General features: G+C 40.9%; 17 protein-coding genes and 1 pseudogene. 5 read left to right on the forward strand and 13 right to left on the reverse strand.

Annotated elements, in window-relative coordinates; all coding sequences use genetic code 11:
- The gene (locus J3U74_RS05595; RefSeq protein WP_267329405.1) at positions 1 to 1,182 is read right to left on the reverse strand and encodes an NAD(P)/FAD-dependent oxidoreductase; all 1,182 of its coding nucleotides are present in this window, start codon (positions 1,180 to 1,182) and stop codon (positions 1 to 3) included.
- Between the two features lie 1,442 nt (positions 1,183 to 2,624).
- On the opposite strand from J3U74_RS05595, the gene gltB reads away from it, so the two are divergent.
- Both gltB and J3U74_RS05605 read left to right on the forward strand, forming a co-directional pair.
- Complete coding sequence (gene gltB / locus J3U74_RS05600) at positions 2,625 to 7,082, forward strand: glutamate synthase large subunit (protein WP_267329404.1); 4,458 nt, start codon at positions 2,625 to 2,627, stop codon at positions 7,080 to 7,082.
- Positions 7,083 to 7,095: 13 nt separating this feature from the next.
- Positions 7,096 to 8,508: an FAD-dependent oxidoreductase gene (locus J3U74_RS05605; RefSeq protein ID WP_220218855.1), complete on the forward strand. Its 1,413-nt coding sequence runs from the start codon at positions 7,096 to 7,098 to the stop codon at positions 8,506 to 8,508.
- Between the two features lie 464 nt (positions 8,509 to 8,972).
- Here J3U74_RS05605 and J3U74_RS05610 read toward each other — a convergent pair whose 3' ends face one another.
- Complete coding sequence (locus J3U74_RS05610; protein ID WP_220218854.1) at positions 8,973 to 9,410, reverse strand: hypothetical protein; 438 nt, start codon at positions 9,408 to 9,410, stop codon at positions 8,973 to 8,975.
- Positions 9,403 to 10,200, reverse strand: coding sequence for a nucleoside triphosphate pyrophosphohydrolase (gene mazG / locus J3U74_RS05615; RefSeq protein ID WP_267329403.1), 798 nt, complete (start codon positions 10,198 to 10,200; stop codon positions 9,403 to 9,405). The genes J3U74_RS05610 and mazG overlap by 8 nt, the downstream gene beginning before the upstream one ends.
- A gap of 229 nt (positions 10,201 to 10,429) precedes the next feature.
- Here mazG and J3U74_RS05620 point away from each other — a divergent pair, with 229 nt between their 5' ends.
- Positions 10,430 to 12,436: an OPT family oligopeptide transporter gene (locus tag J3U74_RS05620; RefSeq protein WP_267329402.1), complete on the forward strand. Its 2,007-nt coding sequence runs from the start codon at positions 10,430 to 10,432 to the stop codon at positions 12,434 to 12,436.
- 48 nt (positions 12,437 to 12,484) lie between these two features.
- Here the strand turns inward: J3U74_RS05620 and J3U74_RS05625 are convergent, their stop codons facing one another.
- The 6 genes from J3U74_RS05625 to J3U74_RS05650 all read right to left on the reverse strand — a co-directional run bounded on the left by J3U74_RS05625 (position 12,485) and on the right by J3U74_RS05650 (position 19,516).
- Entirely contained in the window at positions 12,485 to 13,633 is a 1,149-nt protein-coding gene (locus J3U74_RS05625) for a glycerate kinase (RefSeq protein ID WP_267329401.1), read from the reverse strand.
- Between the two features lie 63 nt (positions 13,634 to 13,696).
- Positions 13,697 to 14,578 carry a 2-hydroxy-3-oxopropionate reductase gene (garR, locus tag J3U74_RS05630; protein WP_267329400.1) on the reverse strand — a complete coding sequence of 294 codons (882 nt, stop codon included), beginning with the start codon at positions 14,576 to 14,578 and terminating at the stop codon, positions 13,697 to 13,699.
- A 35-nt stretch (positions 14,579 to 14,613) separates the two neighbouring features.
- Positions 14,614 to 15,384 carry a 2-dehydro-3-deoxyglucarate aldolase gene (garL, locus tag J3U74_RS05635; RefSeq protein WP_267329399.1) on the reverse strand — a complete coding sequence of 257 codons (771 nt, stop codon included), beginning with the start codon at positions 15,382 to 15,384 and terminating at the stop codon, positions 14,614 to 14,616.
- A 43-nt stretch (positions 15,385 to 15,427) separates the two neighbouring features.
- Positions 15,428 to 16,762 (reverse strand): glucarate dehydratase, encoded by a 1,335-nt coding sequence (gene gudD / locus J3U74_RS05640; RefSeq protein ID WP_267329398.1) that lies wholly within the window; start codon positions 16,760 to 16,762, stop codon positions 15,428 to 15,430.
- Positions 16,763 to 16,803: 41 nt separating this feature from the next.
- A complete protein-coding gene (locus J3U74_RS05645) occupies positions 16,804 to 18,141 on the reverse strand; it encodes an enolase C-terminal domain-like protein (protein ID WP_267329397.1) in 1,338 nt (445 codons plus the stop codon).
- A 43-nt stretch (positions 18,142 to 18,184) separates the two neighbouring features.
- Positions 18,185 to 19,516: an MFS transporter gene (locus J3U74_RS05650; RefSeq protein WP_220218846.1), complete on the reverse strand. Its 1,332-nt coding sequence runs from the start codon at positions 19,514 to 19,516 to the stop codon at positions 18,185 to 18,187.
- 419 nt (positions 19,517 to 19,935) lie between these two features.
- On the opposite strand from J3U74_RS05650, the gene garD reads away from it, so the two are divergent.
- The gene (gene garD / locus J3U74_RS05655) at positions 19,936 to 21,486 is read left to right on the forward strand and encodes a galactarate dehydratase (protein WP_267329396.1); all 1,551 of its coding nucleotides are present in this window, start codon (positions 19,936 to 19,938) and stop codon (positions 21,484 to 21,486) included.
- A 79-nt stretch (positions 21,487 to 21,565) separates the two neighbouring features.
- On the opposite strand, the gene J3U74_RS05660 is transcribed toward garD, so the two are convergent.
- On the reverse strand, positions 21,566 to 22,726 hold the full coding sequence (locus J3U74_RS05660; RefSeq protein ID WP_267329425.1) for a sugar diacid recognition domain-containing protein: 1,161 nt from the start codon (positions 22,724 to 22,726) through the stop codon (positions 21,566 to 21,568).
- Positions 22,727 to 22,816: 90 nt separating this feature from the next.
- Between J3U74_RS05660 and J3U74_RS05665 the strand changes: the two genes are divergently transcribed.
- The gene (locus J3U74_RS05665; RefSeq protein ID WP_267329395.1) at positions 22,817 to 24,736 is read left to right on the forward strand and encodes an ABC transporter ATP-binding protein; all 1,920 of its coding nucleotides are present in this window, start codon (positions 22,817 to 22,819) and stop codon (positions 24,734 to 24,736) included.
- Positions 24,737 to 24,880: 144 nt separating this feature from the next.
- Here J3U74_RS05665 and nusG read toward each other — a convergent pair whose 3' ends face one another.
- The 3 genes and pseudogenes from nusG to J3U74_RS05680 form a co-directional block, all read right to left on the reverse strand.
- Positions 24,881 to 25,426, reverse strand: coding sequence for a transcription termination/antitermination protein NusG (nusG, locus tag J3U74_RS05670; protein ID WP_220218843.1), 546 nt, complete (start codon positions 25,424 to 25,426; stop codon positions 24,881 to 24,883).
- A gap of 1 nt (position 25,427) precedes the next feature.
- Positions 25,428 to 25,829: a preprotein translocase subunit SecE gene (secE, locus tag J3U74_RS05675; protein WP_220218842.1), complete on the reverse strand. Its 402-nt coding sequence runs from the start codon at positions 25,827 to 25,829 to the stop codon at positions 25,428 to 25,430.
- Positions 25,830 to 25,962: 133 nt separating this feature from the next.
- A pseudogene (locus tag J3U74_RS05680) lies at positions 25,963 to 26,117 on the reverse strand (elongation factor Tu); the annotation flags it as partial.

Below are 26,117 nucleotides of genomic sequence, written 5' to 3' on the forward strand. Positions count from 1 at the left end.
TTAATCAAAAGCCTTCGCACATGCAAAGGCGCTACTCCAAGCCCATTGAAAATTATACCCACCTAAAGCGCCAGTTACATCCATAACCTCACCAATAAAATAGAGGTTAGGATGTGACTTTGCAGCCATCGTTTTTGACGATAAAGCATCAGTACTCACCCCGCCTAATGTCACTTCGGCTGTGCGATACCCTTCTGTACCATTAGGCATAATTTGCCATTGCGTTAAGGCAGTATAAAGCTGCTTTTGCTCATTAGGATTGAGTTGTTTAACCAGCTTATCGGCAATCATATTCAATTGCATTAATGCCTCAACAACCCTTTTAGGTAAAATTTGTGCCAGACAATTTTTTAAAGACTGATTACGATTCTTCTCAAGCAGAGGGTTAAATGCCGATTCAAACGGGAGATCGGGCAACAAATTAATGGTAATAAATTCGCCTGCCTGCCAGTAACTTGATAGCTGTAAAATAGCGGGGCCAGAAAGTCCACGGTGGGTAAAGAGTAAATTCTCTTTAAAACTGATTTTATCATTAGCCACTTCAACCGGCAGCGCAATCCCGGCTAGAGGAGATAACACATCTAACAATGGTTTATGTAAGGTAAATGGCACCAGACCGGCTCTAACCGGTACAACCGGAATGGCAAATTTTTCAGCGATTTTGTAACCAATTGATGTCATGCCTAATGCCGGCATGGATAAGCCACCGGTTGCAATAATCAAACTATGACTTTCAATAATGCCTTGTGAAGTGTGCAATTGAAAGCCGTCAGCCACGGTCTTTACATCATCGAGCTGTGTTTGCATCATCCACTTAACACCGCCTTTTTGGCATTCGCTAACCAACATATCGACAATCTCTTTAGCGGAATTGTCACAAAACAGCTGACCATGATCTTTCTCATGATAAGCGATATTATATTGATTGACTAATTGGATAAATTCCCATTGATTATAACGGCTAAGCGCCGATTTACAAAAGTGCGGATTTTGTGAAATATAGTGCTTGGCATCGATATCCAAATTCGTGAAATTACACTTCCCGCCACCGGACATCAAAATCTTTCGCCCGGGCTTTTTACCGTTATCAATTACAGTCACATCAAAGCCCTTTTGCCCGAGTAACCCCGCACAAAAAAGCCCCGCTGCACCAGCGCCTACAATGGTGATTTTAGTTTGCATAGTTGAGATATTAAAAATAAATAATAGCAGATTATAACAGTATAAAATTATCCGTCATCATTAAGGGATATTTCAACCGATTTTTTGCTAAAACACCTATATTTTCTGAAACTTCTTGACAAGGCTTATCCGCTTTTTTCATCGCAATAAATCCAATCTTTATTTTTCTGTCTTTGAGATTTTGAGCGGCTTTTATGTATGTTTTTTCCTAAAAACGGTTTCAATATTTAATATTTTCTAAAATGAGAATCAAAAATTTTCATACTTAAACATAGGTATTTTCTGAAACTTCTTGACAAGACTTATCCGCTCTTTTATCGCAATAAATCCAATCTTTATTTTTCTGTCTTTGAGATTTTGAGCGGCTTTTATGTATGTTTTTTCCTAAAAACGGTTTCAATATTTAATATTTTCTAAAATGAGAATCAAAAATTTTTTATACTTAAAAATAGGTGTTTTCTGAAACTTCTTGTCAAGACTTACCCGCTTTTTTCATCGCATTAAATGTAATCTTTTATTCTTTGCCTTTGAGATTTTGAGCGGCTTTTGTGTATGTTTTTTTCCTAATAACAATCTCAATATTTACTATTTTCTAAAATGAGAATTAAAGATTTTTATGCTTAAACATAGGTATTTTCTGAAACTTCTTGACAAGACTTACCTGCTTTTTTTATCGCAATAAATCCAATCTTTATTTTTCTGTCTTTGAGATTTTGAACCGCTTTTGTGTATGTTTTTTTCCTAATAACAATCTCAATATTTACTATTTTCTGGAATGAGAGTTAAAAATTTTTATACTTAAACATAGGTATTTTCTGAAACTTTTTGACAAGACTTATCCGCTTTTTTATCGCAATAAATCCAATCTTTTATTTTTTGCCTTTAAGATTTTGAACCGCTTTTTTGTATGGTTTTTTCCTAAAACGGTTTCAGTATTTAATATTTACTAAAATGAAAACTACGAATTTTTATACTTAAACATGGGTATTTTCTGAAACTTCTTGACAAGACTTACCCGCTTTTTTATCGCAATAAATCCAATCTTTTATTTTTTCGCCTTTAAGATTTTGAGTGGCTTTTGTGTGTGTTTTTTTCCTTAAAAAGGTTTCAGCATTTAATATTTTCTAAAATGAGAGTTAAAGGTTTTTATACTTAAACACAGGTATTTTCTGAAACTTCTTGTCAAAAAAGAAAAACAACTTATGATGATTATAAAAATTATTTAAAAAATAATGCCCTTATATTCTATTTAAATTTTAATAATCAATAAGCTACATTTTATTATTAGCTTCATTAATAAGTCTCATATCAGTTATTAGAAGATTGACTTATAAGTAATATTTATTTGACCAAAATTGCATTTTTCTTTAATTTCTTAGCCAATATGGGATTAATGCCTATACCTTCACAAAATATAAAAGCGATGAATTAGAGGCAATGATATGTTATATAACCAGAATCTTGAAAAAGATAACTGTGGATTTGGTTTAATTGCACATATTGAAGGGCAACCAAGTCATAAAGTAGTACGTACTGCAATTCATGGATTGGCAAGAATGCAACATCGTGGCGCAATTTTATCTGACGGTAAAACGGGCGATGGCTGTGGGCTTTTATTACAAAAGCCGGATAGATTTTTTCGATTAGTTGCGCAAGATGCCGGTTGGCGCTTAGCGACAAATTATGCGGTAGGCATGTTATTTCTCAGTCAGGATGAGCAAGAAGCACAAGCCAGCCGGGAAATTGTAGAACAAGAGTTAGCCGATGAAACCTTATCCATTTTAGGTTGGCGAGAAGTGCCAATCGATAAAAGTGTGTTAGGTGAAATTGCCTTATCTTCACTTCCTAGAATTGAACAAGTCTTTGTTAATGCGCCGGCAGGCTGGACTAAGATTGATTTAGAACGTCGACTGTATATGGTACGTCGCCGTATTGAAAAACGCGTACAAGACGACACCTTTTACGTTTGTAGCTTTTCCAATCAAGTCAATATCTATAAAGGCTTATGTATGCCTAAAGATTTGCCTCGTTTCTATCTGGATTTAGCAGATATTCGTATGGAAACAGCGATTTGTTTATTCCACCAACGGTTTTCCACCAATACTGTGCCACGTTGGCCATTAGCCCAACCATTTAGACATCTGGCACATAATGGCGAAATTAATACCATTGAAGGCAACCGCCAGTGGGCTAAAGCACGTTCTTACAAATTTAAAACTCCGCTGATCCCCGATTTACAAAATGCCGCACCATTTGTCAATGTGACCGGTTCTGACTCAAGCTCACTTGATAATATGTTAGAGCTGTTTTTAGTCGGGGGAATGGATATTGTTAGAGCGATGCGTTTATTGGTACCGCCGGCATGGCAGAATAATCCCGATATGAATGAAGATCTCCGTGCCTTTTTTGATTTCAATTCCATGCATATGGAGCCGTGGGACGGACCGGCAGGTATTGTGATGTCAGACGGTCGTTATGCAGCGTGTAATTTAGACCGTAACGGACTGCGCCCCGCTCGTTATGTTATCACCACCGATAAACTCATTACCTGTGCTTCTGAAATTGGCATTTGGGATTATCAGCCCGATGAAGTGGTCAGTAAAGGACGAGTTGGACCCGGTGAACTACTGGTTATCGATACTGAAGAAGGCCGCATTTTACAATCTTCTGAAACCGATAACGATTTACAAAAACGTCATCCTTATAAAGAGTGGATGGCAAAAAATGTTAAGCAGCTTATCCCTTTTGAAAATTTACCGGATGAGAATATCGGTTCTCGCAGTTACGATGATACGCTCCTAGCCACTTATCAAAAACAGTTTGGTTATAGTGCTGAAGAGATCGACCAATGTATCCGTGTGCTCGGTGAAAATGGGCAAGAAGCAACCGGTTCAATGGGCGACGATACCCCGTTCGCCGTTTTATCGAGTAAACCACGTTTGATCTATGATTACTTCCGACAAAAATTTGCTCAAGTCACCAATCCACCGATTGACCCACTGCGTGAAGCACACGTAATGTCGCTCTCTACCAGCATCGGTCGAGAGATGAATGTTTTTGCTGAAGCGGAAGGACAGGCGCATCGGGTGGCGTTTAAATATCCGGTATTGGTCTACTCCGATTTTCAACAATTAACGGCTTTAGAATCTCGCTACTATAAATCCGAAACACTTGATATCACCTACGAAATTGACGGTAGTTTACGTGATGCCATTGAGCAGTTATGTGGCGATGCCGAAGCCAAAGTCCGTAACGGTACCGTTTTATTAATCTTGTCTGATAAAAATATTGCTGCTGACAGATTACCGATTCCGGCACCTATGGCTGTGGGCGCTGTTCAACAACGGTTAGTTGAAAAAAACTTACGCTGTGATGCAAATATTATTGTGGAAACGGCAAGTTGTCGTGATCCGCATCAATTTGCTGTGCTCCTCGGTTTTGGTGCAACGGCAATCTACCCTTACTTAGCTTATGAAACCTTAGCTCATCTAGTCGACAATGGCACTATCAATAAATCTTACCGTGAAGCGATCGTCAATTATCGCAACGGCATTAATAAAGGTTTATATAAAATTATGTCGAAAATGGGCATCTCAACCGTTGCCTCTTATCGTTGTTCCAAACTGTTTGAAGCTGTGGGTCTACATCAAGATGTGGTTGAACTGTGTTTTCAAGGGGTAAGTAGCCGTATTAGTGGTGCTAACTTCGATGATTTTGCGCAAGATCAGTTTGAACTATCGAAAAAAGCATGGTTACGCCGTAAACCATTGGAACAAGGTGGCTTGCTTAAATATGTCAATGGTGGCGAGTATCATGCTTATAATCCTGATGTGATCCAATCGCTACAAAAAGCGGTCAACAATGGTAACTATGAAGATTATAAAATTTATGCCGATATCGTCAATAATCGGCCACCGGCGACACTGCGGGATTTATTAAAGCTCAATCCACCGCAAAATGGCGCAATTGCGCTTGATGAAGTCGAGCCGGAAACGTCACTGTTTCAACGCTTTGACTCAGCTGCAATGTCAATTGGGGCACTAAGTCCGGAAGCGCACGAATCACTTGCCCAGGCAATGAATACTTTAGGCGGATACTCAAATTCCGGCGAAGGGGGCGAAGATCCGGCTCGCTATAACAGCATAAAAGTATCACGCATAAAACAAGTCGCGTCTGGTCGATTTGGTGTCACGCCGGGCTATTTGATGAGTGCCGATGTGATTCAAATCAAAGTCGCACAAGGGGCGAAACCCGGTGAAGGAGGTCAATTACCGGGCGATAAAGTCACGCCTTATATTGCTAAATTACGTTTTTCAGTACCGGGCGTTACGTTGATTTCGCCACCGCCACATCACGACATTTATTCAATCGAAGATTTGGCACAGCTGATATTCGATCTTAAACAGATCAATCCTCAAGCGATGATATCAGTAAAATTAGTCTCAGAGCCGGGCGTTGGCACAATTGCCACCGGTGTTGCTAAAGCTTATGCCGATTTGATCACCATTTCCGGCTACGACGGCGGTACCGGCGCCAGCCCTTTAACATCGGTAAAATATGCCGGTTCACCATGGGAGCTTGGTTTAGTTGAAACCCAACAATCACTTGTTGCCAATGGTTTACGCCACAAAATTCGGTTACAAGTTGACGGCGGATTAAAAACCGGTACCGACATTGTTAAAGCGGCGATTTTAGGTGCGGAAAGCTTCGGTTTTGGTACCGGCCCAATGGTGGCATTAGGCTGTAAATATCTGCGCATTTGCCACTTAAATAACTGCGCTACCGGCGTTGCCACACAAGATGAAAAATTGCGTCAAGACCACTACCATGGACTACCGGAAAAAGCCATGAACTATTTCCGCTTTCTTGCTCGTAATACAAGGGAAGTCATGGCTGAGCTTGGCGTAAGTCGCATTGTCGATTTAATCGGACGCACAGACTTACTGTTAGAGCTTGACGGCATTACCGCTAAACAACAAAAACTTGATTTATCCGGACTACTTGAAACCGCCACACCACTTGAAGGTAAACCGGTATACTGTATTGAAGACAACAAACCGTTTGATAAAGGTGTTTTAAATAACGAGATCATCACGCAAGCACAACAGTTTGTTGATAATCGTCAAAGTAAAAACTTCTACTTTGATATTCAAAATACTGACCGTTCTGTCGGCACAAGCCTATCTGGCTATATTGCTAAAAAGTATGGCGATCAAGGTTTAGTTGCCGATCCGATTTCACTGCATTTTAACGGTACCGCCGGACAAAGCTTTGGTGTATGGAATGCCGGCGGCGTCGATTTAACCCTAACCGGTGATGCCAATGACTATGTAGGCAAAGGTATGGCAGGCGGGCGCATTGTTATTCGTCCACCGCAAGGCTCAGCGTTTTTAAGCCACGAAGCGACCATTGCCGGTAATACCTGCTTGTATGGCGCAACCGGCGGTAAATTATTTGCTGCCGGCCGTGCCGGTGAGCGCTTTGCGGTGCGTAACTCAGGCGCAATTAGTGTGGTTGAAGGCATTGGCGATAATGGCTGTGAATATATGACCGGTGGGATTGTTTGCGTACTGGGTAAAACTGGCGTTAACTTCGGTGCCGGTATGACTGGTGGTTTTGCTTATATTTTAGATACCGACGGCGATTTTCATAAACGTATCAACAAAGAGCTGGTTGAAATGTTAAATGTGGCTGATTATTCGATTCATGAAGAGCATCTACGTGGCTTAATTATGGAGCATGCACAATTAACCCACTCTTCACGTGCGGAAGAAATTTTAGCCAACTGGGAAAAGTTTGCTAAACAGTTTGTTTTAGTCAAGCCGAAATCGAGCGATGTAAAAGCCCTACTCGGTCATCGTAGCCGATCATCTGCTGAACTACGCATTCAAGCACAGTAAGGAGAGCACGAAAATGAGTCAAAATGTTTATCAGTTTATCGATTTACAACGTGTTGATCCGCCAAAAAAATCGTTGAACATTCGTAAAATAGAATTTGTTGAGATTTATGAAGGATTTTCTCCTGCCCAGTCGCAAGCGCAAGCCGATCGTTGCTTAGCTTGTGGTAACCCTTATTGTGAATGGCGTTGCCCGGTACATAACTATATACCTAACTGGTTAAAGCTGGTTAACGAAGGGAAAATTTTAGAAGCTGTCGAGCTTTCTCACCAAACGAACAGCTTACCGGAAGTTTGCGGTAGAGTTTGCCCGCAAGATCGTTTATGTGAAGGCTCTTGTACATTAAATGCCGAATTTGGCGCCGTAACCATTGGAAGTATCGAACGCTATATTACCGATGAAGCATTTAAAATGGGCTGGAAACCGAACTTATCCAATGTTGAAAAAACCGGCTTAAAAGTGGCGATTATTGGGGCGGGGCCTGCCGGGCTTGCTTGCGCTGATGTGTTAGTCCGTAATGGCATAACGCCGGTGGTGTTTGATCGTCATCCCGAAATTGGAGGCCTGCTAACCTTTGGTATTCCGGCATTTAAACTCGACAAAGAGGTACTGATTAATCGTCGCCATATTTTCACCGAAATGGGCGTTGAGTTCCGTCTTAACACCGAAGTGGGCAAAACGGTGCAACTTGCTGATCTTATCAATGAATTTGATGCGGTGTTTGTTGGTGCCGGGACTTATCAGTCCATGCGCGCAGGGCTAGAAAATGAAGATGCCCATGGCGTATATGATGCCTTACCATTTTTGATCGCTAACACCAAACACATTATGCAGCATCAACAAAGCGATGATACGCCTTATGTTGATATGAAAAATAAACGTGTAGTAGTACTCGGTGGCGGGGATACCGCTATGGACTGCGTTCGCACCTCTATTCGTCAAGGCGCAACTGAAGTCACATGTGCTTATCGTCGTGATGAAGCCAATATGCCCGGCTCTAAGCGAGAAGTGAAAAATGCCAAAGAAGAAGGTGTACAGTTCCAATTTAATGTGCAACCGCTTAGCATTGAAATCGACAGTAAAGGGCAAGTGACCGGAGTAAAAATGGTCAGAACGCAATTAGGCGAAGCGGATGCTAAAGGCAGACGATCACCGGTGATAATAGAAGGCTCCGAATTTGTGTTGCCGGCTGATGCGGTGATTATGGCGTTTGGTTTTAAACCGCATGCCATGCCGTGGTTAGCTGAGCACGGTGTCGAGTTCGATGCGCAAGGCCGTGTGATTGCACCGGAAATTAAAGGCTTTCAAACAACAAATCCTAAAATCTTTGCCGGCGGTGATGCAGTAAGAGGATCGGATTTAGTGGTAACCGCTATTAGCGAAGGTCGCAAAGCGGCAGAAGGTATTTTAGATTATTTAGAAGTGTAATTGGTTTTTTAGATTAAATCCAAAGATTAACCCCACTTACGCAATGTTAAGTGGGGTTATTTTTTAGCAAAATCTTTAATTATCTGTGTAAACGATAAGGCTTACCCATCGTAACAAAACTGCGTGCTTTCAACCCATAATTTATCCACGCTTTGATACCTTTAGGATGACAAATCGTTTCAATGTAATAAGCTAAAGTTGAGCTTGTCTGTCTATGATAATTTTTTAATCTTAAGCATAAAGGCGCATAAAATGCATCTGCCAATTTTTCAGTAAATGGAATAATCAAAGTATTTTATCACCACTCAAGGTCGCATAGACCAGGTCGCGTCGTTTTTATTGCCGAGATAAGGTGTGTCATTCATTTTCAACTATTCTGGCAATAAATACCCATTTTGAAATTTTTAGGTGCTAATCTCACTGAATAGTTTCGTTAAAAACCTTCACTATCACAGTCTACAACGTTATAAATAAACCACATGTGTGCCTTTTTCTGGTTGAAAAGTCGCTTTACCAAATTCATCAAGGAAATAAGCAATATGATCGGTTTTATCACCTAATAAACGTCCTTTAACTTTATTCCACGTTAATAGTGCAATAGTCGAATCAGGTTCACAGCAGATTAACATCGGTTGTTCGAATTCTTGATTCCAATAAAATTGACCGCCATATAATTTATGGGCAGTTAATAATAAATAACAGCCATATTCTTGCGATATCATATCAATTTGTTCTTCTGGTAGGCCAAAGCTTTTATCGGCCATTTCGGCAATAATCATCTCAACAACGGTAATACTTTTTTCGGAATAATCGAGCTGGTTAATACTCCACGTTGGACTATTTAAAACGGCATTTTGTGCCCATGCTTCGATCTCTTGATACAATTCATTTTTTTCAGTCATTTTTATTCACTTCGCTAGATAATTGTTCAGATTGTTTGACAATTTGCCATGCATCTTCCATTTCTTCAAGTGTTGCATCGGCTAAATTGTCCTTTTTATGTTTCAGTAATGCTTCAACTTGTTTAAAACGCCGAATAAACTTGTTATTGGCATTTTGTAAGCATAACTCAGATTTAACTTTTAAATGTCTGGCTAAATTAACGGTGGCAAAAAATAGGTCGCCAAGCTCTTCTTCAATTTTGGATTGATCTTGTGTGGTTTTATTCAATTCCTCTTCTACTTCGCAAAGTTCTTCTTTCACTTTATCGATAACGGGTTTTAACTCAATCCAATCAAATCCAACTGATGCGCAGCGTTTTTGTATTTTTTCAGCTTTCATTAGCGCCGGAATGGCGTTGGGAATATCATCTAATAGTGAATATTGCGCCCTTTGATCACGCTCTTTTTGCTTTAACTGCTCCCAGTTCGGCTTTTCAGCGGTTTTATCAGCAAAAATATGTGGATGACGGCTGACGAGTTTATCGGCCACTGACGAACAAATATCGTCAAAATTGAACTCGCCTTGATCGCTGGCAAGATCAGCATAAAACACAATTTGAAATAAGAGATCGCCCAGCTCTTTTTTTAGTTCGTCCATGTCTTTTCTATCAATCGCATCTAAAACTTCATAAGTCTCTTCGAGAGTATAAGATTTTAATGAATCAAAAGTTTGCTTGCTATCCCATGAACACCCTTTAATCGGGTCACGTAACTGTTTGGTAATCGCCTGTAAGCGCTTAAGTTGGTTCACTGGTTTTCTCTTAATAGTTTAGATTGGTCATTGAAAAATAAGTGTAACACAACTTGACCATTTTTACTGTCTACTGGCACTTTCAGCTTTAATTTTGTTTTTTAAAGCCTGTTTTTGTTAAAAAACAAGCATAAAAACGGTTAAAAACTGTTAAAAAATATAACTTGTAGCAGATAAACACCAATTAAGTATATAATGTTCACATAACAAATTAACTTAATTACATTTAATGAATAATTTACGCGAACTGACATTGAGAGGTACAATTCTTGGTGCCCTTATTACAATTATATTTACCGCATCAAATGTTTACCTTGGCTTAAAAGTGGGGTTAACTTTTTCTTCCGCTATCCCAGCCGCGGTAATTTCTATGGCGGTATTAAGGCTATTTTCCGGCTCAACCATATTAGAAAACAATATGGTGCAGACTCAAGCATCGGCAGCCGGTACACTTTCCTCGATTATTTTTGTTTTACCCGGATTGTTAATGATCGGCTATTGGCAAGATTTCCCGTTTTGGCTCACTTTTGCTATCTGTGCCGCCGGGGGGATGCTTGGAGTACTATTTTCAATTCCACTACGCCATATTATGGTGGTAAAAAGCACCTTACCTTATCCGGAAGGGGTTGCCGCTGCGGAGATATTAAAAGCAGGCTCAAAAACTGAGGGTGATGATTCCAATGCCGGATTGAAAGATATTTTAGTTGGTGGCGTTATTGCCTCTGGTGTAAGTCTGTTTACTAACGGTTTTCGGGTTTTGTCAGAAAGCGCCTCTTATTGGTTTACTGGCGGTAAATCAATCTTCCAATTACCGATGGGCTTTTCATTAGCTTTACTCAGTGCCGGTTATTTGATTGGTATTATTTCCGGTATTGCCGTGTTAATCGGCACCATTATCGGCTGGGTGTTTGGCATTCCTATTTTAAGCGCAATGACCGACTATGACACCAGCGAATCATTAGCCAATGTGGCTATGGGGCTTTGGGCTAAAGATATTCGTTTTATCGGCGCCGGCACCATTGCAATTGCTGCAATTTGGACACTACTGACGTTAATCAAACCCGTGATTGAAGGATTAAAAATCTCATTTAGAACATTACGTGCCGATGTTTCGGTTGATGATATTGCACCAACCGAACGTGACTTATCACCAAAAGCGATCTTTTCGATTATGGCTGGTATGGTTGTTATCTTAGTCGCCACTTTTTATGCGTTTATTTCCGACAGTGGCTTATCCGCTGGTGTTGCTTGGATGTTAGTTATTTGCGCTGTGTTATTTGCATTTATTATGGGCTTTCTTGTTGCGGCGGCGTGTGGCTATATGGCAGGTTTAGTCGGCTCTTCAGCAAGCCCAATGTCCGGCATTGCCATTGTTGCTGCAATTGCCATTTCACTTATTTTATTGGTAATTGGGCAAGCCAATGATTTGTTATCTACCCCTGAAGGGACTAATTTTGCAACCGCATTAGCGCTATTTACTACCAGCACAGTTTTAGCCGTTGCCTGCATCTCAAACGATAATTTGCAAGATTTAAAAACCGGTTATTTAGTCAATGCAACACCATGGAAACAACAAGTTGCACTTTTAATTGGTTGTGTTGTTGGTGCCATTGTTATCGCACCTATTCTTGAAATTTTATATAACGCTTATGGATTCACCGGCGCCTTACCTAGGGCAGATATGGATCAATCTCAAGTATTAGCGGCGCCTCAAGCGACACTAATGACCACCATTGCCAAAGGGATATTTTCTCATCAGCTTGATTGGACAATGATTTTAATTGGCTTAGCGGTTGGATCAATTATTATTATTATCGATTTAATTTTAGCTAAAAACCAATCTAAGTTTCGCTTGCCGGCATTGGCTGTTGGTTTAGGGATCTACTTACCACCAACCATTACCACTCCGATTTTTATTGGTACACTACTTTCGTGGATAATTAAGCGTAAAGCTTATGCTAAAGCCAAAAAAGCGAACCTAGATCCGGAAGAACAATTTAAAAACGTCGATCGCAAAGCGGCATTAATTGCATCGGGGTTAATTGTCGGTGAAAGTTTAGTTGGGGTATTGCTAGCTATCGTTATCGTGATTAGCATTACCAGTGGCGGTAGTGATGCGCCGCTTGCAATATCAGCCGATCTAGGACTATTACCACAATACTTAGGCTTAGCGGTGTTTGTGATTATCTGTTTATATTTTATTCGTCGGGCACTGACTGCGATTAAAAAATCCTAATACTGCGTAAGCAAAAAATGAAGCCCTTTAACTTAAAGGGCTTTTTTATTAGCACAATGTTTTACCGATTTTTAAGGTTAATGCAATATTTTTCGAGGTGTGATAAAGATTCGTTTCGGCGACTTTTCGATCCAGTGCTTGAGATAAACTCGACACTTGACTAAGAATACTAAACATAGCAGTTATGCCATAAGGATAGACCGCCTCAGCTTTATCGCCTAAACTGCCAACAATAGCAATAACCGGTTTATTATACTTTTTGGCGATATTTGCCACCCCAACCGGGACTTTACCGTTGACACTCTGATAATCTAACCGGCCTTCACCGGTCACCACTAAATCGGCTTGTTCAATTAAGCTATCTAAATTAAGTAATTCGGTAATAATTTCAATGCCCGGCCTCAATTTTGCTTGCATAAATGCCAATAATGCCGCGCCCATTCCGCCCGCCGCTCCGGTACCGGGAACGGTCTCTATGTCGATATTAAAGCAACCTTTAATTAGACTGGCAAAGTGTTTAAGATTTGCATCAAGTAACTGAATATCTTGCGGTGTTGCCCCTTTTTGTGGACCAAAAATAGCCGATGCGCCATTTTCACCGGTAAGTGGATTGGTGACATCACAAGCGACTTCAAATTCACATTGCTTTATTCTCTCATCCATTTGGCTGATATCGATACTATCAAGTGCACTGAGCGAAACGCCACCAAAACCTATTTGGTGACCAAATTTATCTAACAGTTTGACACCTAATGCTTGTAGCATCCCTGCCCCACCGTCATTGGTTGCACTGCCACCAATACCGATGATAAATTTTTTACAACCCCGATCTAAGGCATCTTTGATAAGTTCGCCTGTACCATACGAGGTGGTAATTTTAGCATCTCGCCGTTCAAACGGAACACGTTCAAGCCCGCTGGCGGTCGCCATTTCGATAATGGCAGTTTGTCCGTCTTGTGATATGCCATAAAAAGCATGTCCCGGCTCGCCTAACGGGTCAGTTACTGTGACTGTCACTTTATGTCCTTTTAATGCATCAACCATTGCATTAACGGTACCTTCTCCGCCGTCAGCGACAGGTAATAACGAGTATGTTGCATCAGGGTAAACCTGTAAAAATCCCGCTTTTATTGTCTTAGCAACATCTATGGCACTCAGACTTTCTTTAAAAGTATCAGGCGCAATGACAATGTTCATAAATATCCTTTTGGAATTGGTCAAGGTGATTGAGTATGTTGCCATACTCAATATTGACATAAATTACTTAATTTCGATTTTCGCTAAAGCTTCATAATAACGAGCAAGGGCACTATGGTCACTTTCGCCCATACCATCGGTTTTCAGTGCTTGCATCATCTCCATAACAATTGCTGTTAACGGTAATGAAGTCCCCACCCCATGAGAGGTATCTAAAGCATTTTGCAGATCTTTGATATGGAGATCGATTTTAAAGCCCGGTTTAAAATTGCGTTCTAACACCATTGGCGCTTTGGCATCTAACACCGTACTACCGGCAAGTCCGCCCCGTATTGCTTGATATACGAGTTGCGGGTTAACCCCAGCTTTCGTGGCTAAAACCAATGCTTCTGACATGGCAGCAATGTTGAGTGCTACGATGACTTGATTAGCAAGCTTAGTCACATTACCTGCGCCAATTTCACCGGTATAAACCACTGAGCCAGCCATAGCTTTCATTAAATCATAATGTTTATCAAATACCGCTTTATCCCCACCAACCATGACAGATAAGGTGCCGTCTATCGCTTTAGGCTCGCCACCGCTCACTGGCGCATCTAACATCACTAAGCCTTTTTTAACGACCTCATCATGAATTTCCCGGCTGGCTAATGGCGCAATCGAGCTCATATCAATAATGGTTGTGCCGGCTTTGGCACCTTCAACAATCCCATTTTCACCTAAAACAACCTCTTTCACATGCGGTGAATTAGGTAACATAGTAATAATCACATCACATTGTTGAGCAACTTGTTTTGCGTTGGTGGCACTTTGTGCACCCGCTTTGGTAAGTTCATCAACTGAAGCTTGATTTTTATCGCAAACGACCAGTGAATAACCTGCTTTTAGCAAGTTTTTGCTCATCGGTTTACCCATTATTCCTAAACCAATAAAACCAATTTTCATTTTACTCTCCTTTATTACGCTTATAGTAATGGCTGTTATTTTAGAAATGTATCGGCTAATGATTGCGTTGCCATTCTTAGCAAGCCCAGATCATTGCCGACGGCAACAAACGTTGCCCCCATTTCGATATAATGATGTGCGTCAGCTTCTATCGGGGCTAATATGCCACAAGCTTTCCCTTGTTTTTTTGCTTCATCAAATACCTGTTTGATCGCCGCTTGCACCTGTGGATGTTTTGGATTGCCAAAATGTCCTAACGAGGCAGAAAGATCGCTTGGGCCAACAAAAATACCGTCGACGCCGTCAACAGCGGTGATTTGAGCAACGTTATCCACCGCTTGTTGGGTTTCAACTTGAACGATCACACAAATATTTTGATTAATTTTTTCAAAGTAATCCGGTATTGTGCCAAACGCATTACTACGATGTGAAACCGACACTCCCCTTAAACCTTCAGGTGGATAGCGGGTATAAGAGACCGCTTGTTTTGCTTGCAAAGCCGTCTCGACATACGGAATTAAGAAGTTATAAAAACCAACATCAAGCAGGCGTTTAATCAGTACTTGATCATTCCAGGCCGGTCGTACAATTGGCACGCTCGGGCTATCTTTTAAGGCCATTAATTGCGGGACAAACGACACCACATCATTAATGGCATGCTCGCCGTCCAGCAGTAACCAATCAAAACCGGCTAAGCCCAATATTTCTGTTGAGATCGGACTACCTAATGCAGCCCAACAACCAATCAATTTTTTTCTTGCCAACATGTCTTGTTTAAATTGATTGTGACAAGTGAGTTTTTTCATGCAATTACCTCGATTTTTATCTATTTTTAATCATCCATGCCAACTATCTGACCAAACAGGGTTTCTTATTGTCGAATTGCCAGTTAGGGATGAGATATTGCATAGCTACGGCATCATTCCGATTGCCCAGCCCCATGCTTTTAAATAGCTCGTGGGCTTTGAGAACTTGATCGATATCAACCTCGATACCTAAACCCGGTTTTTCCGGTACTTTGATTTTGCCATTGACAATTTGTAATGGCTCTTTGGTTAAACGCTGATTACCTTCTTGCCAGATCCAATGTGTATCTAACGCAGTTGGTTCACCCGGCGCCGCTGCACCAACATGGGTAAACATGGCGAGCGATATATCAAAATGATTATTGGAGTGTGAGCCCCACGTTAAGCCAAACTCATGGCACAGTTGCGCAACCCTTACTGAGCCGTTCATTGTCCAAAAATGCGGATCAGCAAGCGGGATATCGACCGATTGTAACGATAAAGTATGTCCCATTTGACGCCAGTCGGTTGCAATCATGTTGGTTGCTGTTGGCAAACCTGTCGCACGGCGAAATTCAGCCATAATTTCTCGCCCAGAGTAGCCTTGTTCTGCGCCACACGGATCTTCTGCATAGGTCAAGGTATCTTTTAAGTATTTGCCGATTTGTATCGCTTCATCTAATAACCACCCGCCATTTGGGTCGAGCGTTACGCGTGCTTCAGGGAATTTTTGCTTAATGGCAATCACGGCTTCGGCTTCATCTTGCGCAGATAACACACCGCCTTTTAATTTAAAATCACAAAAGCCATATTTTTCATAAGTTGCCTGCGCTAAACGAGCAATTTTGTCTGGGGTTAAGGCTTCTTCATGTCGCAGGCGATACCAATCGCACTGCTCATTGGGTTGGCTTTGATAAGGTAAATCGGTTTTTTGCCTATCGCCGATATAAAACAGATAGCCAAGCATTTTCACTTCATCACGTTGCTGTCCTTCGCCTAAAAGCGAAGCAACGGTAACGCCTAGATGCTTGCCTAGCAGGTCTAACATTGCCGCTTCAATCGCTGTCACCACATGAATGGTTGAGCGCTGGTCGAATGTTTGATTACCTCGCCCACCGACATCACGGTCAGCAAATGCCGTTCGGACACGATTCATAACATTTTTATATTGGGCAATCGATTGTCCCACAACCAGCGGTTTGGCATCTTCAAGGGTTTGAGTAACTCGGCCTACGCAAGGAACTTCCCCGACGCCAATGTTACCGGAATTATCTTTAAGAATAACGATATTACGGGTGAAGTAAGGGGCGTGTGCTCCGCTTAAATTCAGTAACATGCTGTCATAACCGGCCACCGGATAGACATGCATTTGCGTAATAATCGGCGTTGATGAACTCATAGTTTTTACCTCTTTTATTTCTCAATTTCTTTAAATCTGTTTTAACGAACCATGCATGGGCGCTTGCGGTCAAATTGCCAATTTTCAATGAGATATTGCATGGCAATGGCATCATTACGTGCCCCATTTGGTAATTTTTTATAAAACTCATGTGCGCAATTGACTTGCTCCATATCCAGTTCAATCCCAAGGCCGGGCTTGTCGTGCAATTTGATCTTGCCATGGCGAATTTGCAGCGGATCTTGCGTTAAACGGGCTTGACCTTCTTGCCATATCCAATGGGTATCAAGCGCAGTTGGATTACCGGGCGCAGAGGCACCGACATGGCTAAACATTGCCAGAGAGATATCAAAATGGTTATTCGAATGGCACCCCCAAGTCAGCCCCCATTCATGACAAAGTTGTGCGACACGACTGGCGCCGGTTAATGTCCAAAAATGGGGATCGGCTAGCGGTATATCGACCGCTTGCAACATAATGGAATGGCACAGTTCACGCCAGTTGGTTGCAACCATATTGGTGGCAGTTGGTATACCGGTTGCCCGACGAAATTCAGCCATAACTTCACGCCCGCAATAGCCATGTTCAGCGCCACAAGGGTCTTCGGCATAAGTCAGCACATTATTAAGCCCTTTACAAAGTTTAATGGCATCATCTAACCACCAACCACCGTTTGGATCTAAGGTAATGCGTGCATCGGGAAACTGCTTTTTAAGTTCTATGACTGTTTCAATTTCTTGTTCACCCGCTAACACTCCACCTTTCATTTTGAAGTCTTTAAAGCCGTAGCGATCTTGTGCCGCTTGCGCCAGCTCAACCACTGACTCAGTTGTCATAGCTTGCCGCCGGCGAATGTTGTACCATGGATGGCCTTTCGTTGCGGGTTGGCCATAATCGAGATCGGTCTTGTTGGCATCACCGATATAAAACAGGTAGCCAAGCACGGTAACTTCATCTCGCTGTTTACCTGCTCCAAGTAATTCAGCAACCGGTACATTTAAAAATTGCCCCATTAAATCGAGTAATGCCGATTCGAGTGCCGCTACGGCATTGACTCGTAATTCAAATGTCCATGCACCTTTACCAAAAGAGTCATAATCATCATCAAGGTAGCCTTGATGCATATCATTAACAATTCGATTAAGGATAGAAATAGGTTGCCCTTCGACATGTGCAATAGCTTGTTTCAGAGCGTTTTCAATCGTCACTCCGCCGGGTGCTTCCCCTAAACCGATATGGCCGCTATTGTCCTTCAAAATAACGATATTTCGGGTAAAATAGGGGCTATGTGCGCCACCAATATTCATCAGCATGCTGTCATACCCAGCCACCGGAATAACCTGCATGGAGGTAATCACGGGCACTGATTGCGTATTCATATTCGATCTCTCCTAGGTAGTTAATTCAATAAGCACGTTGTCGTTAAGGTTTTTTCTTCAGTTCCATGCGTTTAATCGGGCCAACAAGCACCAAATAACTAAACGCTGCAACAAAAGCATGACCGGCGACAAACACTAGCGCCCATTCAAATCGACCTGTCCATGCCACGATATAACCGATAATAATTGGTGAGATGATGCTTGATGCATTACCGAACATGTTAAATAATCCGCCAGCCAGTCCACTCATCTCTTTGGGTGCGGTATCGGCCATTACTGCCCAACCGAGTGCACCGACGCCTTTACCAAAGAAAGCCATGGACATAAATAAAATGACTAATCCAATTGAATCGACGTAGTTACATAAAATCATGGTCATTGAAAACAACATACCTAAAATGATTGGTGTTTTACGGGCAATAGAGAGCGATCCGGTTTTTCGCATCAGAAAATCGGAGAACACGCCACCACTGATACCACCAATAAATCCACAAATAGCCGGAATCGCAGCGGCAAAACCAACTTCTTTAATATTCATTCCTCGTTGAGTGGCAAGATAGATAGGAAACCAAGTAATAAAGAAAAACGTTAAACAGTTAATACAATACTGACCAAGGTAGACACCTAATAACATTCGATTCGTTAAAAGTTGGGTAAGATAAGCTAATTTTGGTCCCTCTTTTTTCGTCTGGCTTTTTTTCTGATCCATATCGACCAATGCCCCGCCATCGACGATATAATCAACTTCGGCTTGATTTGCCCATGGATGATCTTTAGGGTTGTGGATCACAAAGAGTGTCACCACACTAATTAGTACACCTAAGCCACCCATAAAGAAAAACACCGATTGCCAACCATATTCATGGGTTAACCAGCCCATAATGGGCGCAAATATTACCGTAGCAAAATATTGTGCAGAATTGAAAATAGCGACCGCAGTGGCTCTTTCTTTAGCCGGAAACCAAGCGGCGGTAATTCGGCTATTGCCGGGGAATGACGGCGCTTCAGCAAGTCCCATTAAGAAACGGAACGTAAAAAGCATAATTAACGCCCAAGCCCCGATAAAAAAATGTACGGTGCCTTGTAATAAAGTAAAAATAGACCAAAATAAAATACTGCAAAAATAGACACGTTTTGAACCAAATCTATCTAATAGCCAGCCTCCCGGTAACTGCCCGATAACATAGGCAATACCGAACGACGACATAACCCAGCCCATGGCTGCGGCATCAAAACCCAATTCGCCTGACATTGCTTTGCCGGCAATACCTAAGGTCGCCCTGTCACCATAATTGATAGCAGTGACAATGAATAAAAAAATGACTGTTAACCACCGAGTATTAGTCCTTTTTTGTTTTGCTGTGTTTATTTCCATGTTTAGCCCCTACACTGATAATGAAATGTTGATCTTGAATTTTTTACAGATGTTGCTGAGTAGAAAATAAATAGATTTTGAGTCTGTCTAAGTAATCCACTATTAGCATTAAGTATGGATAGTTAAGATGAAAATTTCATTGGCAAAACCAACAAAATAATAGGCGGAAATTGATTTATTTATGTGCAGATGAACAAACAAATGTTATGTCCTTCACAAAATTTTTGGCAGTAGGGGGATTTTTGTGACCTATCACACATTTTTATGTTGATAGTGACAAATTTAAACGGAATTAAGCACGAAAAATTGTGAACATTCACAATGCTATTTGTCTATTTCAGATTTAAGATATGTCTAATCAGATAAGAAACTGTGACTGATAATAAATTAAAAGATAGGCGTTGAATGGGAGTTAAGCAATGGAGCATCACAATAACAAGCCGCTTTATATCAAAATCAAAGAACCGGACAATGTCGCTATTATCGTTAATGATAGTGGATTGCCAAAAGGTACGGTATTTGCTGACGGGTTAACATTAATTGAGGATATTCCTCAAGGTCATAAAGTGGCGTTGAATGATATCAATCAAGGGCAAGCAATTATTCGCTACGGTGAAGTGATTGGCTATGCAAAGGTGGAGATTAAAAAAGGAGCTTGGATCAATGAATCTGTCACGCAAATGCCAACTGCCCCCATGCTACACGAGCTTCCCATTGCCACTAAAAAAGCGCCGGTATTGCCCCCCTTAGACGGTTACACTTTTGAAGGCTATCGCAATAAAGATGGATCGGTCGGCACCCGAAATATATTGGGGATCACAATGAGTGTGAATTGTGTTTCTGGCGTTGTGGAGTACGTTTGTAAAATTATCGAACGTGACCTGTTACCTAAATATCCAAATGTCGATGGCGTTGTGGCGTTAACGCATCTTTATGGTTGCGGGGTGGCAATTGATGCGCCGGCGGCTATCGTGCCGATTCGTTCGATTCATAATCTAGCCAAAAATCCTAATTTTGGTGGTGAAATCATGGTTGTCAGTTTAGGTTGTGAAAAACTGCAACCGGCAAGGTTATTAAAAGGCACCGAAGATACTATCCCGATCAGAATCGAAGATGATGATCTGGTTACACTGCAAGACGAGCATGGATTTAAAGCCATGGTTGACCATATTTTAATGGTGGCTGAAAAACATCTGCAAAAATTAAATCTTCGAAAAAGAGAGACCGTGCCGGCATCTGAATTAGTGGTCGGTATGCAGTGTGGCGGCAGTGATGCTTTTTCCGGGGTAACCTCGAATCCGTCAGTCGGTTATGCTTCTGATCTATTAGTCAGATGTGGGGCGACGGTGATGTTTTCGGAAGTAACCGAAGTGCGTGACGGTATTCACTTACTTACGCCTAGAGCGGCTGATGAGGCGGTCGGTAAAGCGCTGATTCGTGAAATGCAGTGGTATGATGAATATTTAGCCGCAGGAAAAGTTGACCGCAGTGCCAACACCACACCGGGCAATAAAAAAGGCGGATTAAATAATATTGTCGAAAAAGCAATGGGATCGATTGCTAAGTCGGGCACCAGCCCTATTGTGGAAGTGTTATCGCCCGGACAACGCCCAACCAAAAAAGGATTAATTTTTGCTGCAACGCCAGCAAGTGATTTTGTTTGTGGTTCGCAACAAGTTGCTTCCGGCATCACGTTACAAGTTTTTACTACTGGTCGGGGAACGCCTTACGGTTTGGCTATGGTACCGGTGATAAAAATGTCCAGCCGTAATATTGTTGCCGAACAGTGGTTTGATTTAATTGATATTAGTGCCGGCGATATTGCGCTTGGTAAAGCAACGATTGAAGATATTGGCTGGCGTTTATTTCATTTAATTTTAGATGTGGCAAGTGGACGAAAGAAACCATGGTCAGATCATTGGAAATTATACAACCCATTAGCCATTTTTAATCCGGCACCTATCACGTAATATTTCAATAATCCCGTTAATTAATCGCTTAAATGTTATATTGTTCTTATTGAATATCGGTAAGAACAATAAGCCTCTCTTAGGCATGTTTGTCTAATTGTAAGCCAATATACAAAAGCAATCGGTCATCAAATTTTGCTAAATTTAATTGGGTAAGCTTAGCAATTTTATTTAGCCGATACTCTAATGTATTACGATGAATAAACAGTTCTTTAGCGGTGTCGCTATTTTGCACGTTGTTTTTAAACCACGTCTGTAACGTTTTTTGCAACACCCCATTATTATCGCCCATTTTGAGTTTTTTCAGCGGTAATAATAACTCCTCAGCTTGCCAATCATAACTTAATCCATGTAACAGTACCGGTAAAATTAGCTCCTGATAGTAGTAGTTACGCACATTAGGCATTCTTTGTTTACCTATCAGCATGGTGGTTTTTGCTGTTTGATAAGATTTTACCAGAGGGCAAAGATGCTGTTCAAAGTAATTACCCAGCGAAATTCGAATATCTAATTGAGTTATGTTTTTAATGGTAATAATGAGTTGCTCAAGTTTTTTCTTGTGTTCGGATAAATCCCAACGACCATATCGATTCAGTGCCGGAATTAAAATCACTAATTCAGTAATCGATTTAATCGCTACTAAGTTATTATTACTTAATAGCTGTATTTGGGTTTGCAGATTCTGTAATTCACTCATCGCCGTATCAATACCCAATTGTCCACTATCCACTTCAATCATACCGACAACTCTGGGTAGATTGAGATCAATATCGAGCCGTTTGACCCATTGAATCATACTATCGGGTAAGATCTCTTTTTCAATAAGGGTAAGAATCAGCTCTTCTTTTAAGCGATTATCATAGGAGAGTTCTTGCAGTAATTGAGTTTGCTCCATCATCATTTCAGCAGACATACAAACAAGTTCACCAAATTGGCGTATATCGGACGGTTCACCAGTTAGCCCTATCACGCCAACGATTCGATCGTTGAGTTTCAACGGTAAGTTAATACCCGGTTTAACACCTTGTAAGCTTTTTACTGTGTTACTGTCAATTGATACGGTGCGTTTTTGCGATATCGCTAACATCGCCCCTTCATGTAGTTCGCCAATACGCTCTAAATCCCCACTACCAATAATACATCCGTTAGCATCCATAACATTGATATTACAATCAATAATCTTCATGGTTCTATCAACAATCTGTTGAGCAATTTTTGGGGTGAGGCTATAAGGACTCATCGCCATTTTAGATATCCTATTTTGATTTTGCATAACTCTCAATTTTTGTTAGGATAGCATATTTTATTTTGAATAATAGACAACAATATCATGATAGTATTTGATTCCATTCAAGTTCGTCGGGGCATTAATCTACTTTTAGATAATGCTTCTGCCACGATTAATCCTAAACAAAAAGTCGGTTTAGTTGGCAAAAATGGTTGCGGAAAGTCTACGCTATTTTCATTAATAAAAGGCGAAATTCAAGCTGATGCCGGCACGGTGAGTTTTCCCTCTCAATGGCAACTTGCATGGGTAAATCAAGAAACCCCGGCATTAGACACTCCAGCAATTGAATACGCCATTGACGGCGACCGAGAGTATCGCCAATTAGAACAAAAGTTAGCCATTGCCAATCAAGAAAATAATGGTGAACAAATCGCTATTATCCATGAAAAACTCGACAATATCGATGCGTGGACTATTCAAGCTCGAGCGGCAACCCTGTTACACGGTTTAGGCTTTTCCAACGAGCAGTTGCAATTACCGGTTAAATCCTATTCCGGTGGGTGGCGTATGCGTTTAAATTTAGCGCAGGCTCTGATGTGTCGTTCCGATCTGCTCCTACTAGATGAGCCAACTAACCATTTAGATTTAGATGCGGTTATTTGGCTGGAAAAGTGGTTAAGCAATTATCAAGGCACACTAATTTTAATTTCCCATGACCGGGACTTTTTAGATCCATTAGTTAATAAAATTATCCATATTGAGCAAAAAAATCTATTTGAATATACCGGCAACTACTCTTCTTTTGAAGTTCAGCGTACAGCGAAGTTAGCTCAGCAACAATCGCTTTATGAAAGCCAACAACAAAAAGTGGCGCATTTGCAAAGCTATATTGATCGCTTTCGAGCAAAAGCGACCAAAGCTAAGCAGGCACAAAGCCGAATTAAAATGTTAGAAAAAATGGAGCTTATTGCACCGGCGCATGTGGATAATCCGTTTCATTTTAGTTTCAAACCGTCGGAGTTTTTACCTAGCCCATTATTAATGATGGACAAAGTGGTCGCCGGTTATGAAGATAAAATTGTGCTGGAAAAAATTAAGCTAAACTTAGTTCCCGGCTCACGAATCGGGTTATTAGGGCGTAACGGCGCAGGTAAATCAACGTTAATTAAATTATTAGCGGGCGAACTGGCACCAAAAGAGGGGCATATTAACTTAGCTAAAGGCGTACAATTAGGTTACTTTGCGCAACACCAATTGGAATATCTACGCGGCGAAGAGTCTCCGCTATGGCATCTAACCAAACTTGCCGATCCCAATATTACTGAACAAGAGCTACGTAATTACTTAGGCGGATTTGATTTTCATGGCGATAAAGTTAGCGAGCCTGTTAATACCTTTTCCGGCGGTGAGAAAGCCCGATTAGTTTTAGCCCTGATTGTATGGCAAAAACCCAATCTGCTGTTGCTCGATGAACCAACCAACCATTTAGATTTAGATATGCGTCAAGCATTAACTGAAGCACTTATTGATTTCGAAGGGGCGTTAGTGGTGGTATCGCATGATCGCCATTTATTACGCTCAACCACTGACGAGTTTTATTTAGTTCACGATCATAAAGTTGAACCATTTAATGGTGATCTCGATGATTATCAAAAATGGCTTGCCGACGAGCAGAAAGCGGAAAAACAACCAACGCAACAAGATGATAGTCAAAATGACAATAGCAAAAATCTTTCAGCGCAAGATCGTAAAGAACAAAAACGTAAAGAAGCTGAGCGACGTGCACAAATGCAACCGCTGAAAAAACAGTTACAAAAAGAGGAGCAGACCCTTGAACGGTTAAGTAAGCAGTTAAAATTGATTGAAGAGCAATTAGCCGATCCCTCTATTTATGAAGCGGATAAAAAGAGTGAGTTAACACAATTATTGTTACAACAAAGTCAATTAAAAGGCGAGCAAGAGGAGTCAGAATTGACATGGTTGGATTTACAACAACAAATTGAAGAGTTTGAATCGGCTTAAATTAAAATGATTGGTAACAATTGACTCGTACCATGGGGTATAAGTCAATTCAGATATCACACTATAAAATACCGTTCTACGTTAATAAGGCAAAAAAAATCACAGAATTGATTCTGTGATTTTTTATATGGGTATATTGCGATATTAGCTTTTTTCGACTTGGCTAAAATCAAGTTCAACCGGTGTTGAACGACCAAAAATGGATACCGATACTTTTAAGCGGCTCTTCTCATAATCCACTTCTTCAACCACGCCATTAAAGTCAGCAAATGGACCGTCATTAACACGCACAAGTTCGCCCGGTTCAAATAAGGTTTTAGGACGTGGCTTATCGCCAACTTGTTGTAAACGATTCATGATAGCATCAACTTCACGTTGGCTGATTGGTGCAGGTCGATCTGATGTACCACCAATAAAGCCCATTGTTCTTGGCACACTTTTTACTAAGTGCCATGTTGCATCATTCATCACCATTTCAACTAAAACATAACCCGGGAAGAATTTACGTTCACTTTTACGGCGTTGACCGCTTTTCATTTCAACAACTTCTTCGGTTGGTACTAATACTTCACCGAAAAAATCTTCCATGTTATGTAATTTGATATATTCACGTAATGATTGTGCAACACGTGCTTCATAGCCAGAATAAGCTTGAATAACATACCAGCGTTTTTGTTGTGTTTCACTCATATTAGCGTCCTAATGATGTTAGATAAAAGACAATTGAACGGAATACCGAATCCATTCCCCAAAGAGCTAATCCAACAATAACAGTTACAGCAGCAACGAGCAAAGTTGTTTGCACTGTTTCTTTACGTGTCGGCCATACAACTTTTCGAAGCTCTTTTCTCGATTCTTGTAAAAATACAAAAAATGCTTTGCCTTTATTTGTTGTGTACGCAATGAATAAAGTAAATAGCGAAATCGCAACAACAGCAACAATGCGGACGATCGTATTAGGTTGATATATATCATTAGGACCAGAAAAATAAGAATTTCCCCAGACAATAAACGCAATCAATACTAGAACTAAACCCCATTTGAATTTGTCTAGAATCGTGTTTGTAGCTTGACTCTCGTTACTTACTAGCATATAAAACCTATGATTATGTTATTTAATAATATCTATTTTCCAAAATGCTCTCACAATAAAAAACATTTTGCTAAACAGACGAGATAAGAAAGGGCATCTAGCGATACCCTTTCTATGGTTATTCTTACTTTAATTATTTGATAACCTTAGCAACCACACCAGCACCAACAGTACGACCACCTTCACGAATCGCAAAACGTAAGCCTTCTGCCATTGCGATTGGGTGAATTAATGATACTGTCATTTTGATGTTATCACCTGGCATTACCATTTCTACGCCTTCTGGTA

The organism is Gilliamella sp. B3892 (assembly GCF_026536305.1).
In the GTDB taxonomy this organism is placed as follows: Bacteria; Pseudomonadota; Gammaproteobacteria; order Enterobacterales; family Orbaceae; genus Gilliamella.